This is a genomic window from Bacillus sp. Cr_A10 (assembly GCF_029222665.1).
GTDB lineage: Bacteria > Bacillota > Bacilli > Bacillales_A > Planococcaceae > Psychrobacillus.
On the sequence record NZ_JARHXR010000013.1, the window covers coordinates 187,393 to 201,088 of the forward strand.

At 36.4% G+C, this 13,696-nt stretch carries 11 protein-coding genes; 5 read left to right on the plus strand and 6 right to left on the minus strand.

Annotated elements, in window-relative coordinates:
- Window positions 1-182: 182 nt before the first annotated feature.
- Together P2Q73_RS20440 and P2Q73_RS15045 are read right to left on the minus strand one after the other, a co-directional pair.
- Complete coding sequence (locus tag P2Q73_RS20440; RefSeq protein WP_442853796.1) at window positions 183-761, minus strand: methyl-accepting chemotaxis protein; 579 nt, start codon at window positions 759-761, stop codon at window positions 183-185.
- A gap of 1,427 nt (window positions 762-2,188) precedes the next feature.
- A complete protein-coding gene (locus P2Q73_RS15045; RefSeq protein WP_481747160.1) occupies window positions 2,189-3,610 on the minus strand; it encodes an NAD-dependent succinate-semialdehyde dehydrogenase in 1,422 nt (473 codons plus the stop codon).
- A gap of 204 nt (window positions 3,611-3,814) precedes the next feature.
- On the opposite strand from P2Q73_RS15045, the gene P2Q73_RS15050 reads away from it, so the two are divergent.
- From P2Q73_RS15050 to P2Q73_RS15065, 4 genes are all read left to right on the plus strand, one after another.
- Window positions 3,815-4,516 carry a response regulator transcription factor gene (locus tag P2Q73_RS15050; protein WP_275788726.1) on the plus strand — a complete coding sequence of 234 codons (702 nt, stop codon included), beginning with the start codon at window positions 3,815-3,817 and terminating at the stop codon, window positions 4,514-4,516.
- The gene (locus tag P2Q73_RS15055) at window positions 4,513-5,871 is read left to right on the plus strand and encodes a sensor histidine kinase (RefSeq protein WP_275788729.1); all 1,359 of its coding nucleotides are present in this window, start codon (window positions 4,513-4,515) and stop codon (window positions 5,869-5,871) included. Before P2Q73_RS15050 ends, P2Q73_RS15055 begins: the two co-directional genes overlap by 4 nt.
- Before the next feature lie 80 nt (window positions 5,872-5,951).
- Window positions 5,952-6,548 (plus strand): PepSY domain-containing protein, encoded by a 597-nt coding sequence (locus P2Q73_RS15060; RefSeq protein WP_275788732.1) that lies wholly within the window; start codon window positions 5,952-5,954, stop codon window positions 6,546-6,548.
- Between the two features lie 108 nt (window positions 6,549-6,656).
- The gene (locus tag P2Q73_RS15065) at window positions 6,657-7,217 is read left to right on the plus strand and encodes a PepSY domain-containing protein (protein WP_275788735.1); all 561 of its coding nucleotides are present in this window, start codon (window positions 6,657-6,659) and stop codon (window positions 7,215-7,217) included.
- A 92-nt stretch (window positions 7,218-7,309) separates the two neighbouring features.
- Here P2Q73_RS15065 and P2Q73_RS15070 read toward each other — a convergent pair whose 3' ends face one another.
- Genes P2Q73_RS15070 through P2Q73_RS15080 form a run of 3 tightly spaced genes read right to left on the minus strand, consistent with a single transcriptional unit; the run spans window position 7,310 to window position 11,618 of the window.
- Window positions 7,310-8,746: a M20 family metallopeptidase gene (locus tag P2Q73_RS15070; protein WP_275788737.1), complete on the minus strand. Its 1,437-nt coding sequence runs from the start codon at window positions 8,744-8,746 to the stop codon at window positions 7,310-7,312.
- On the minus strand, window positions 8,747-10,057 hold the full coding sequence (locus tag P2Q73_RS15075) for an amidohydrolase (RefSeq protein WP_275788742.1): 1,311 nt from the start codon (window positions 10,055-10,057) through the stop codon (window positions 8,747-8,749).
- 25 nt (window positions 10,058-10,082) lie between these two features.
- A complete protein-coding gene (locus P2Q73_RS15080) occupies window positions 10,083-11,618 on the minus strand; it encodes an AbgT family transporter (RefSeq protein WP_275788744.1) in 1,536 nt (511 codons plus the stop codon).
- Between the two features lie 117 nt (window positions 11,619-11,735).
- Here P2Q73_RS15080 and P2Q73_RS15085 point away from each other — a divergent pair, with 117 nt between their 5' ends.
- Window positions 11,736-13,052, plus strand: a complete 1,317-nt coding sequence (locus P2Q73_RS15085; RefSeq protein WP_056828709.1) for a helix-turn-helix domain-containing protein — start codon at window positions 11,736-11,738, stop codon at window positions 13,050-13,052.
- 288 nt (window positions 13,053-13,340) lie between these two features.
- Here the strand turns inward: P2Q73_RS15085 and P2Q73_RS15090 are convergent, their stop codons facing one another.
- The gene (locus P2Q73_RS15090; protein ID WP_275788907.1) at window positions 13,341-13,682 is read right to left on the minus strand and encodes a zinc ribbon domain-containing protein YjdM; all 342 of its coding nucleotides are present in this window, start codon (window positions 13,680-13,682) and stop codon (window positions 13,341-13,343) included.
- Window positions 13,683-13,696 lie beyond the last annotated feature (14 nt).

The following is a 13,696-nucleotide window of genomic DNA, read 5'->3' on the forward strand; positions in this document are numbered from 1 at the left end:
ACTAGAACACGGATGTGCGCTTGCCACACGTTACGCTTGAGCCTCCGCAGGATGAGTCGCTCCTTCGTCGCTCTCACATCCTGGAAACACCCTTTCAAAACAGTGTAAATTTATCAGATATATAGACTACTTTATTCTCTACTTTTACGCTAACTGGTTAAATCACAAGTAGCAAATAAATATTAAATACGAAATTTCGAAATATCCTGGATCATTTCTTGCATGGAAGCTTGAAGTTTATATACTTCATCATTTAACTCTTCAACTAGCTCTACTTGTTGGTCAGATGATTTTGCAACACTCGTTGTATCTTCTGTATTCTGACGAACAACACCATTCATCTCTTCTGTCGATGCAAGCACCTCTTCTGAGCTTGCTGACATTTGTTCAATAATAGCTGAGTCTTCTTGAATTCCATCATTGACCTTAACAACAGCTTGTAGGATCATTTCTAAACGTTCTCCGATAGTATGAACCTCGCTATTTCCTTCTTTCGCCAATACTGAAGATTGGTTCATTTCCTCCGTTACACGACTTGTAATCTCTTCAAATTTCTGAAGCTGCATACGAATATCCTCTGCAGAAGATCGTGACATCTCCGCTAACTTGCGTACTTCATCAGCTACAACTGCAAAGCCTTTACCTGCCTCGCCTGCTCGTGCCGCTTCGATTGCTGCATTTAATGCAAGTAAATTTGTTTGTTCTGCGATACTCGTAATAACCTTTACCATTTCTTCAATTGAGCGATACTTTTCGCCCATTTCTTCTACATGCTCACTCGTTTTTAGTACAGATTTTTCTACCGTTTCGATTTTCTCAATAACCTTTTCTGAATCTGAAACACTATTTTCCACAAGCTTTGTCATGTCAAAAGATGAATTTGACATAGATGTTGTAGAATCAGCCATACGTTGAATTCCTGCAGCCATTTCTTCCATAGCATTTAGCACTTCATTATTACTTATATGTTGCTTTTCTCCATTAATGGCTAGGCTAGTTATATTTTGAGCAATAGCATCATTTGAGACACGCACTTTATTCATTGTATCCTGGATTCGATATGTAAAATCATTGACTTCCACAGAAGAATCCTTCATCAGCTTTAATGTTTTCTTTAACTGTAACAATGATGTAGAAAATGCCTGAACAAAATCTGCAATTTCGTTTTTTGCCTTATATTGAATTTGCGATACTTGCTCTTCTGCGCCTTTCAAATCCCCATTTGCAAAATTGGTCGTCGCCTCTTTTAATTCTGAAAGAGGGTGCAGTATTTTATATGTACTTCGATAGATTATGTACAATACAACAAGACAGATTACGATTATTAAAGAAAACACAATCGGAAGAACAGACGACAAAACATCTTTTTGTATCCCTTGTACTACATCAGCTGAAATATCTACCCCAAGAACCGCAATAGCTTTACCTGATGCATCCTTAATCGGTACATATCCAGTTATATATTCTCCAAATTCTCCATCACTCTGAATATTAGTAAATAAAGAGCCCTTCTCAATTGCTTCTTGAATTTCCTTCCCGGAGGTGCCAGTAGACTCTAGACCTATAGTTCCGACTAGCGCAGGATCTTCATCACGTGGTGCTGCATAAACCAAAAAGGTTGGATTCTTTCCTGACTCTGGAATGGAAAAAGTATAAGCATATAAAACACCATTTTTCTCTTTTAAATCATTTAGTTGATCTCTTAACTCCCAATAGAGATCATCCTCTTCTAAAATAGTATTGAACTTCTTATATTGTTCTCCATCAATTTGATTGGCAAAGTTACTCGCAATTTGCGATGCTTGTGCACCCATTGTTTTCTCGACACTCGTATTTGTATTCCAATAAACAATTCCCCCGAAAATAACAGCGATTAATGTAAATGTAACTAGAGCAAACAGTAAAATATGCTTACCTAATTTTGTCTTCTTCATTTCTTATCCCCTTCCTCCAAGATATAATAATAGCAGAAAATTACGCAAATAAAAGATAAATATTTGTATTTTATAGATATTTTTTATCATAAATAAAAAATGATTGAATCCATTTTACCTATTTACCCGTTTATACATTTTATTACTATTGATATATTCCCACAAAAAATAAAAGGCTAAAACAAATAAAAAAGCATGCCATCCCAAAAATCTTTACAAGATAATCGGATGTGCATGCTTATTATAAATTTAGACTATAAACCAAGAGAAATGTACTTAATCTCTAAGTATTCGTCCATTCCATGATGACCACCTTCACGGCCGAGTCCACTTTGTTTAAATCCTCCAAACGGCGCCTGTGGAGTAGATGGTAACCCGTCATTTAAACCAATAATACCGTACTCTAATTTTTCTGTAATACGGATACCTCTCGAAATATTCTCAGTAAAAACATACGCGGCAAGTCCATATATAGAGTCATTCGCGCGTCGGATTGCTTCTTCTTCATCCTTAAATGTACTAATAGGAATTACCGGTCCGAATGTTTCTTCCTGCATACAAAGCATGTCATCAGTGACATTCGTTAAAATGGTCGGTTCAAAGAAAAGACCTTCTTTTCTTTTCCCACCAATTTTTACTTCTGCTCCTTTTGAGGCTGCATCATCTACATGCTCCTGAGCTTTTTCCACAGCAGAATCGTTAATAAGCGGACCGATTGTCACGCCATCTTCGAGACCATTACCAATCTTCAACTTCTTCGTTTTTTCTATTAATAACTCAGTAAACTTCTGTGCAATCGATTCCTGCACGTATACACGATTAATACATACACAGGTTTGACCAGCATTTCGGAATTTCGCGGCAAGCACATTTTCTGCAGCCTTTTCTAAATTACAATCTTCCATAATGATAGAAGGTGCATGCCCCCCCAATTCAAGCGAAACTTTTTTGACTGTATCCGCCGCACCTTTCATTAACCACTTTCCAACCTCTGTAGAACCTGTAAAAGTCAGTTTTCGAACACGGGAGTCTTCTAACCAAGCATTTCCAATAGAATTAGAATCGCCTGTTACTATATTTACAACCCCATCTGGTATTCCTGCTGCTTTTGCAAGTTGCACCAACTTGATTGCCGTGAGAGGTGTCTGTCCAGCAGGTTTTATTACTACAGTACAGCCAGAAGCGAGAGCCGGACCAACCTTTCTTGTAATCATTGCTGCTGGAAAGTTCCAAGGAGTAATAACTGCTACAACGCCCACCGGTTGTTTATGCACAAAAATACGTTTATTTTGTTGAGTTGCGGGAATCATTTCTCCATAAATACGTTTCCCTTCTTCTGCATACCAGGAAATAAACCCATTTGCATAATTGATTTCCCCTCTTGCTTCTGTAAGAGGTTTCCCTTGCTCCTCTGTCATCGTTTTGGCAAGGTCTTCCGTATGATCCTTAATCAGATTATGCCAATTTTGTATTAGTTCACTTCGTTCATATGCAGATAAAGCAGACCATTTTTTAAATGCTTCATAAGCTACATCGACTGCTTGTATCGCTTCTTCCTTACCTCCTTTTGGAACAGTCGCAAAAACTTCTCCTGTTGCAGGGTTACTAACTTCAATAACAGGTAATTCTTTTCCAACTTCCGCTCCATTAATGATCATGTAATATTGTCTAGACATCCGTCTCCACTCCATTTCATATATTCTTTCTATGTTATCTACATTATAAAGATACCCCTCACAACATATTAATAAAACGATTTTATATTGTAATGACACAAGAGAACTAGGAAATAAATTATCAGAATGTTCGAGTTCCTGGCAAAATTAAGTAGTGTAGAATAGAATAAAGACGTCAAATGCTTACATAAGGTGGTATCGCTTTTGTTAAAAGAATCTATTTTAATAGTAGAAGATGAAGAAAAAATTTTAAGATTGCTGGAAATAGAATTAGAATTTGAAGGTTATGATATTGGAAAGGCTACAAATGGTATAGATGCTTTAGAAACCTATCGCGCAAGAAATTGGGATTTGATATTACTTGATGTTATGTTGCCAGAAATGAGCGGAATAGAACTTCTCCGACGCATTCGTGTAAAGGACTCATTCATTCCAGTAATTTTATTAACAGCCAAGGACTCCATAGAAGATAAAGTATCCGGTCTTGACCTGGGAGCCAATGACTATATTACAAAGCCTTTTCGTATGGAAGAATTACTAGCAAGAATACGAGCTGTTTTAAGGATAAAGCAGGCCACAGCACCAAAATTGGAAGAGAATGACGAGTGGATATATGTAAGTGACTTAAAGATAAATGAAAAAACGAGAGAAGTCATTCGAAGCAAAAACGATATAACTCTAACACCAAAGGAATACGATCTACTTTTATATTTACTTAAAAATAAGCGTCAAGTTTTAGACCGTGAGCAAATTTTAGAGGCGGTTTGGGGCTATGATTATTTTGGAGAAACAAAAATTGTTGATGTTTATATTCGTTATCTCCGAAAAAAAATCGACGCTGACTTTGATTATCCATTAATTCATACAGTAAGGGGCGTAGGCTACGTCTTAAAGGAAGTTACATGAAACTAAGAAATAAAATAAATTTATATACTTCGGTGTTATTTATCGTTTTATTAGTTCTAATGAATACTTCTATCTACTTTCTTTTCAGTCATCTTATGATGTCAAATGAACTTGATCGCGCCAAAGCTGAAGTCGAAAAAATCGCTTCAGATGTGCGGCGTGAAATTGATCGAATTGCACCTAACAAGCTTCTCCTAGCCTATGTGCCAGTGAATGGGATGATCCAAGTATTAAACGAGGATTTGACAACTGAAGCAAAAATAACATCTGCCACAGAGACAGCCTTAAAGTCACGAAAAAGCAACTTTTCTGCGGGCGAAGTAAGCAAAATAATTTCGTTTGGAAACAAGCAGTATGTTTTTGTTTCCTATCCAGTCGTTTGGAATGACGGGCGAGTTGTTAACCTTCAAGTGATTAGTAGTATACATGCAACAGATGAGATGATTAAGATTCTGGGTATTGTATTAATTGGTGTAACGATTATCGCGATGATACCTGTTTTTATTTCTAGCAGAATTCTTAGTAATTTAATCATACAGCCGATCAGACTAATGATTAATACGATGAAAGAAATACAGAAAAGTGGTCACTTTAAAAGACTTAAGCTTGAAGAGACTTCTGAGGAAGAGCTAGTGGAAATGGGTGAAACCTTTAACCATATGATTGATTTGCTACAAACTAACTTTGAAAAGCAAGAACAATTCGTATCGAACGCTTCTCACGAACTAAGAACTCCCTTAACTATTATTGAGAACTACTCGGATCTTTTAAAACGAAGAGGCCTAGAGCGACCAGACCTATTTGAAGAATCTATAGAAGCGATACACTCAGAGGCTGTTCGAATGAGAGAAATGACGGAACAGCTCTTACAATTAGCAAAACCTCAGGAACAATGGAATATCCAAATGGAACAAATAAATGTAACAGAACTCGTCTTGGAAACTGCTAATACGTTTCAAAACACCTACCAAAGAGAGATTTCCGTCGAAAGCAATGAAATGTTTACTGGTTATACCGATCATCAAAAGCTAAAACAACTTCTTTTTATATTTTTAGATAATGCCAGAAAGTACAGCGAAGAACGCATTACTATATATGTTAGTGCTACCTCTAATGAAACATTTATACAAATTGAAGATAGAGGAATTGGAATCCCAAAGGCAGACTTACCAAAAATATATGATCGATTTTACCGTGTCGATCAAGCTAGAAGCAGAAAGCAAGGAGGGTCAGGTTTAGGACTTACTATGGCAAAAGAAATAGCCAAGGCAATCGGGGCACGAATCGAACTGAATAGCTTAGAAAACCGCGGTACAACGGTTACACTTTTTTTCAAAACGAAAAATGCTAAGTAAAATAACAATTTATTTCTCACCATTTTTTAACTTTCCCGTTATATACTATTGCGACAAACTGTTACAAGGGGGATTGCACAATGAAGACAAAGAAATGGGTATGGGTATCTGGAGCTATACTCCTCGTTTCCCTACTTTTAATCGTATGGTTTCAATGGTTATCTCCATCCATTTCTGCTCAAGGGTTATCAGAGGAAGAAGCGAATGCTGTTGCGATAGACCAATATGCAGGAGACATTATCCGAACGACAAAAACTCATGATGAATATCAGATAGAAATGCAGATTGAAAATGGTATATACAATATTAAGATAGATGCAAAGAGCGGAAATATTCTTTCCTTGAAACAACTTGAAAAGGCCAAAGAACAACCTGTTGAGCCTAAAGAGCCGCCAACAAATACTGAAGATGGATCCCAAAGTGAGAGTAACGATCCTACAACACAAGATCCTGCACCAAAAGAAAACACGGTAATTACGGAACAGGAGGCACTAGATATCGCTGCAAAACATGTAAATGGTTTAGCAGATGATGATACTGAATTACATCAACCACCAGACCAAGCCCCTTATTACTTGGTTGAAGTAGAAATTGAAAATGGCGAGGAAGATCGAGAAGCTATCGTTCAAGTCGATGCATATACAGGAGAAGTAAAATCCGTTAATTGGGAAGATTAATTTCTTTTATACTTTTTCTTACCGAATTTTAACCTTCTTATAACCGTCCTTTCTTTTTCTCTGTTTATTATATAAGTGTAAGCCAAATTAAACAGAGGAGGAAACAACATGAAAAAGATGGTAATAGGGACTTTGGCAACCGCCTTAGTTATAAGTGGTGCAGTCGGAATTAATGCATTTGCAGAGGATGACGTAAAGATTTCTACAGAGCAAAGTAATAAACTAATCGGTATTGAAAAAGCAAAAGAAATTGCATTAAAGGAAGCTAGCGGTAAATTTGATAGTGTTGAATTAGAGACGGAGAACAAAAAAACATATTACGATGTAGACATTGATGTAGATAAAAATAAAGAAATTGAAGTAAAAGTTGATGCATATACAGCAAAGGTGTTAAGTGTTAAAGAAAGTGATAACGATGACGACGATGACGATATGGAAGCTAGCGTTAAAACTACATCTACCACATCGCTGATCTCAGAAAAAGATGCAATTGCCCTTGCTAAAGAAAAAATAAACGGAGAAGTCATTAAAATTGAATTAGACTCAGATGACGAAAGATATGAGTATGAAATAGAATTACGTACTAAAAAAGGGGAAGCAGAAGTTAAAATCGATGCAAGTACTGGAGTTGTACTAGAGTTTGAATATGATGATGACGATGATAAATAAAATTAACTAAAAATGAGAAGGTTCTAAAACAATATCCAATTGCTTTAGAACCTTCTCTCATTGTATTGATTTCTACCTGTCATATTAAATATCTATTGAATGCTCGGTCTAAGATTATCAGGCAACGGATTTCGATAGGCACTTTTTGTGCTTGCAGCTAATTCTTGCTTCGCTAAATCTATTAAGTCTGGTTTTTCAAAAATCTCTATAGCACTTGCTGCAAGAACCTTTCCTGCATATAATAATCCCTTATGAGCCAGAGAGGTTTTTCCTTGAGAGACAAGTTGCCAAGTGTGAAGTGGAGTGCCCGCTACAAAGCAAGTAGTAAAAAATTGAGCGGTTGGCACGATCCAACTAACATCTCCTACGTCTGTGGAACCCTGCATCACTTCTCTATTTTTCACATAAGGTATAATCTCTTCAAAAAATGGATTGCCTTCTCTATAAAATTGATCTGTGATTTGGTAGCTCGATAATTTCTCTGCATCTAGAATAGCCGTTTCAACCTCTTCAGATGTAATAGTTTTGGCCATTTTATGAGCATAATTCAATTCTTCCCCATTATATTCCGGCAAACCAAAATGTTGTAATTTTTCATTTATTATCATATTTAATGTATGGTTTGGTATGTAATTTGAACATGCCTTATCAAAACGAACGGATACTTTGGTTTCCGTCATTAAAGCAGCTCCATTTGCAATGTTAATAACACGCTGATAAATTTCTTCTACATCTTTTAAATGAGGGGCACGAATGAGATACAATACCTCTGCATCTGATTGTACAACATTGGGAGAAGAGCCTCCCGTGTTTGTAACGGCATAATGGATTTTGGCATCTGAGATAATGTGCTCGCGTAAATAATTGACACCAACATTCATCAGCTCAACTGCATCTAATGCACTCCGTCCAAGATGGGGAGAATTTGCTGCATGAGATGCTTTTCCTTCAAAAGAGAAATATACTTGATAATTTGCGAGTGAGGAGAATGAAAAAACACCCGTGTAAGAATTAGGATGCCATGTAAGCGCAACATCAATGTCTTTAAAAACACCATCTCTCACCATAAAAGTTTTACCAGATCCCCCTTCTTCTCCAGGACATCCAAAGTATTTGATAGAACCCTTTACTTTCTTTTGTTGAATTAGTTCCTTTATTGCAAGAACTCCTGCGATTCCTGCTGTACCCAATAGATTATGTCCGCATCCATGCCCGTTTGCACCTTCTTGTAAAGGTTCTCGTATATCTGATGCTTCTCTTTGGCTCAGACCTGACAAAGCATCGAATTCCCCGAGTATACCAATGACAGGCTTTTCTTCTCCAAAGGTAGCTGTAAAGGCTGTTTCAATTCCACCTACTCCACGTTCAACAATAAAGCCCTTTTGTTCTAAAAAATCACTTAATATTTTTGATGATTGATATTCTTGAAATCTAGTCTCTGGTATGTCCCAAATTTGATCACTTAACGCTATTATTTCCTCTCGTCGCTCTTCTATTAACAACTCTATTAAATCTGCTAGATTATCCATTTAAAGTTTCCCACTTTCATATACATAAATTTGTTCAATTGTGGCTAACCAAGTTTCCAAAACAATTGGAAACACGTCCTCATCGATATCAAATTTCTCATGATGATGTCCAGCTGATAGTGTTGTTCCAAAGATGGAATACGTTGCAAGTCCACCTTGCTTTTGAACATGATTCATCATATAGGTAGCATCTTCTGAACCGGCCGCAAATTTAGTAAGAGGAATTACTTCCACTAATTTATTTACAGTTTTTGCTGCATCCGTAACTAGTTCTATTAATTTATCAGAAGATGAACAAGTTTTGGCCGATCCCACAACTTTACAAGAAAGCTCAGTCCCATACATTTTGGAAGCTCCTTCTAGCACAGTTAAAGCTTGTTGATGAACATAGGAATGGACTTCGCTATTTTCACCACGAGTTTCAAGCTGTAAGGAAGCATGGGCTGGAACAATATTCCGCCCATCACCCGCAATACAGGTTCCGACATTTATCCGAGAAGCACCTCCACTATGCGGGGAAATTCCATGAAGGCCTAGAATAGCAGATGCCGCAGCTAATAAAGCATTTCTTCCCTTTTCTGGCTCAGCTCCTGCATGTGCTGCCTTCCCTTTAAACGTTGCATCTATTTTAGTTGTAGCTAAAAATCCATTTGTTCCAGCAATCACGGTTCCTAATGGCACCCCAGTTCCAACATGCATACTTAAAAAATAATCCACCCCATCTACTACACCAGCATCCACCATGGATTTTGCCCCACGCACTCCTTCTTCCGCTGGTTGGAAAATTATTTTAATCGTCCCTCCTATGTACTCCAAGCTTCCTGCAAGTATTGTTGCTAAGCCTAAACCAAGAGCACTGTGGGCATCATGTCCACACGCATGCATAACTCCCTCATTTAAAGAACGAAAACCTTTTTCTGTAGGTATATGCGATGCACTATTAGTTTCTAAAATTTCCAAAGCATCCATATCAAATCGAAAAGCAATAGTAGGTCCAGGCTTGTATCCTTTAAGTGTCCCAACCACACCTGTATATCCTCCTACCATTTTTTCAAGATATTCTTGGTATGCTCCAGTATTTTTTGCACGCTCATAACAAGCTTCTAACTGTTCATCAGAAGGAACACCCATACGCTCCTCTGTTAACACTTCTTTAGCGATCTTTACTTCAAATCCTAAATGATTTAATTCATGCGCAATAATGGAGGCTGTGCGGAATTCTGTCCAGCCTGTTTCTGGATAACGATGAAAATCCCTTCTCCATTCACATATCTGCTCCATTAAATTAGGAGTTATAGTAAACCCATTCATCTTATTCACTCCTTAAATTTATAAACTAGAGATATAAAGATACCCCTGGGCCAATAGGAATACCGAGTAATGCAAAAACGAGCAACAAAATAATCCAAATAATCAGAAAACCGATTGTATAAGGAATCATAAGAGACATGAGTGTACCTATTCCCGCTTTTTTATCATACACGTGCATGAATGATAGAATAATAGCGAAATAAGGATTTAATGGCGTCACCATATTGGTAGAAGACTCCCCTACACGGTAAGCTAGTTGTATAAACGCCGGGTGATAACCAAGCACCATAAAGAGCGGAATAAACACAGGGCCCACGAGTGACCATAATGCAGAACCACTAATAATGAACAAGCTTAAAAATGCGGTTAATAATACAAATAGCACAATAACGAATACATTTGTCATATTTAAGTGAGTTAATATTGCTGCACTATGTACCGCTAACCAAATAGCAATATTGCTCCAGTTAAAATATGCAACAAATTGAGCAATCATAAAAATTAATACAATATATCCAGATAAAGTTCCAATTGCCTCTGTCATCAATTTAGGAACGTCTGCAGATGATTGGATTTTTTTCGTACTTACCCCATAAACAATCCCTACGACTAAAAAGAATAGAAACAAAACTGGCACGATCCCTGACAAAAATGGTGATCGCAATAAGGTTCCATCTTCGTTTAGCAAAGGAGAATTAGGTATAAGCATAGCTCCAACAACAGCAGCGATGAATATTAGTGCAGCAATCAGTGAATTACGTAAACCTCTTTTTTCTAGGGTACTTATCTCATTGGAAAGAGATTGTTGCTCTCCCGTATAAGCTCCTAATCTCGGTTCTACATACTTCTCGGTAATTAGTGTACCTAGTCCAGCCAAAACAAATGTAGAAACACTCATAAAAAACCAGTTATCTAGTGGTGTCACAATAATATCGGGGTTAATACCTTGTGATATTTCTGTAGATATTCCAGATAATAGAGCATCTGTACCAGCAATTAATACATTTGCCGTAAAACCAATTCCGGTACTTGCTAAGCCAACTGCCAATCCAGCAATTGGATGACGACCGACCGATAAGAATACTAGTGCAGCTAATGGGGGAATTACAACAAATGCTGCATCGGAAGCAATATTCCCTAAGATTCCAATAAAGAAAACGGTAAATGTAATAATCTTTCTAGGTGTATTGAGTATTGCTCTTTTCATAAGCATTTCTAGCAACCCGACTTTTTCAGCTAAACCTATTCCTAACATGACAGTTAGTACTAAACCTAACGGTGCAAAGTCTGTAAAGTTCTTTAGAGTATCAGATAATATAAACTGAATACCTTCATAAGACAAAATACTTTTTACTGCTACAGTTTCCTGCGTATTCGGATGAACTACAGCAGCTTTAAATAAACTTAATATCCATGATAGAATAACGAGAAGAACTGTTAGATAAAAGAATAAAATAAACGGATGTGGTAACTTATTTCCCACTTTCTCCACGAAAGATAAAAATTTTGAAAACCTATTTTCACTATTAATCTCTTCGTTATTTTCAATTGTGCTATTCAATAAAACCACCCCTTCGATTAATTAAAGACCCCTTTGTCCCATGTCTTTAAATAACAGGGTAAACTAAATTAATTACGAAAGTCAATATATTTTTAGAAAAAGGAGAAAAATTGAAAAATGCCAAGAATTCTTATTTTTACAACAGAAAATTCTTTAAAATGGGTTAAAAAGGCTGAGGCATTACAGCTAGAAAATTGTGAATTTGTTTACACAATTTATGATAGCCTCGCACATTTACACGCAATTTTTTTAGATAAAATACAGTTGGTGGATGGGATATTATTTAGTGGACAAATACCTTATTTTTTCGTTAAACAACATTTTTCAGATGTACTCATTCCGATGTTACATTTCGATGTCACCCAAGCTGATTTTTATCGGACACTTTCTGAATATATCTATAAGAACAAAGACTTCGAGATGAAAAGATGTTTAGTAGATTTCTTATACGAGGAAAATAATTATCTGGGGATAAAGGAATGGACTTCAGAGGAAGATTTACCCTATATCTTTGACCCTAGTATCCGCGCATATGCGGATCTTGATGTATATGATAAAATTCGAGATCTCCACGTTGATATGTGGCAACAAAACAAAGTAGATGTATGCATGACTAGATTAAGCAGGCTACCAGAAATATTAAAACCATATAATATTAACTTGTTATTAGTAGTTCCTTCTGACCGAAGTATGATTATGAAAATAGAAGCATTGTTAAAAGAAATACAACTTCTTCAATTAATAGAGAATCAAGTTGTTATTGGTCATTTAGAGATAGCTATTAATAGGAATAACGTAACGGAATTAGAATATCGACAAATGTCCTTATATAAAGCAATACTGGATTTTAGCAAACAAAATCATATGTCTTTTATTATTCATAAAAATGTTTTGTATTATGAAATTATCACGAATTACACTGACTTTAAATTGATTACAAACGATATGACTAGCTGTCAGCTAGTACCCTTTCTCTCCCACGAATTACAGTTTCCTGTTCATATCGGCTGGGGGATAGGTCATTCGATTCAAGAAGCACGATCAAACGCTGAAAAAGCTTCACAAATGTGTGCAGCACTGGAAACTCAGGCTTACATTTTGTCTAAAGAAGAGAAGTTGATTGGACCATTGGGCGATAAAAATTGGATACAGGTAATCACACAGTATGATTCTGGTATTGAACAATTAAGCGGGAAATTAAACACATCTCCTCTACAAATTCAAAAAATTATTGCCGTTATGGACAAGCTTCAATCTAACATACTGGCGTCAGAGGATTTAAGCAGTCATTTAGGTATCACGTCAAGAGCTGCTAATCGAATACTAAAAAAACTAGAAGAACACGGAGCTGCTACAGTTTTAATGCAGCAACAGAAAAAACTACGAGGACGTCCGAAGAAAGTATATCAAGTCCAATTTGACAAAATAGAATAAAGTTATTTTAAAGACCATTAGATGATGTATCAACCAACATCTAATGGTCTATTTTGTCGTGGTACTTTTGCATTAACACATATTATTTAAAATGCATTAGTACTAGGGATAATTCATGGTGAAAGTAATGTATAGTTTTGAATGATTAAATCTGCACTGGAACAATCTAGTCAGTTTGAAACATGCGAATACCATTGATCCGCTTCTTTACGAGGACTGGAGAAGCATTTTGAATCAAAAAAAACGACTTCCCGTTTATATTTAAACGATAAGCCGCTTTTTTTAAACTTATATTTTCTTAACGAATTCAGATTTTAACTTCATTGCACCAAAACCGTCAATTTTGCAGTCTATATTATGGTCTCCATCTACTAATCGAATACTTTTAACTTTCGTGCCGATTTTTAACGTAGAAGAGGTCCCCTTTACCTTTAAATCTTTAATAACAGTTACGGAGTCGCCATCATTCAATACGTTTCCATTTGCATCTTTAACAATCTTTTCATCTTCCTTTTTTTCACTCTCAGTATCTATACTCCACTCATGCACACACTCTGGACAAACAAAAAGATTTCCATCTTCATATGTATATTCTGAGTTACATTTCGGACAATTTGGTAAAGCTGGCATATTGTATTTCCCCC

Coding starts and splice junctions, on each gene's coding strand:
- P2Q73_RS20440 (WP_442853796.1), bottom strand. CDS start 761: ATGGGCGAAAAGTATCGCTCAATTGAAGAAATGGTAAAGGTTATTACG.
- P2Q73_RS15045 (WP_481747160.1), bottom strand. CDS start 3,610: ATGTCTAGACAATATTACATGATCATTAATGGAGCGGAAGTTGGAAAA.
- P2Q73_RS15055 (WP_275788729.1), top strand. CDS start 4,513: ATGAAACTAAGAAATAAAATAAATTTATATACTTCGGTGTTATTTATC.
- P2Q73_RS15060 (WP_275788732.1), top strand. CDS start 5,952: ATGAAGACAAAGAAATGGGTATGGGTATCTGGAGCTATACTCCTCGTT.
- P2Q73_RS15065 (WP_275788735.1), top strand. CDS start 6,657: ATGAAAAAGATGGTAATAGGGACTTTGGCAACCGCCTTAGTTATAAGT.
- P2Q73_RS15070 (WP_275788737.1), bottom strand. CDS start 8,746: ATGGATAATCTAGCAGATTTAATAGAGTTGTTAATAGAAGAGCGACGA.
- P2Q73_RS15075 (WP_275788742.1), bottom strand. CDS start 10,057: ATGAATGGGTTTACTATAACTCCTAATTTAATGGAGCAGATATGTGAA.
- P2Q73_RS15085 (WP_056828709.1), top strand. CDS start 11,736: ATGCCAAGAATTCTTATTTTTACAACAGAAAATTCTTTAAAATGGGTT.
- P2Q73_RS15090 (WP_275788907.1), bottom strand. CDS start 13,682: ATGCCAGCTTTACCAAATTGTCCGAAATGTAACTCAGAATATACATAT.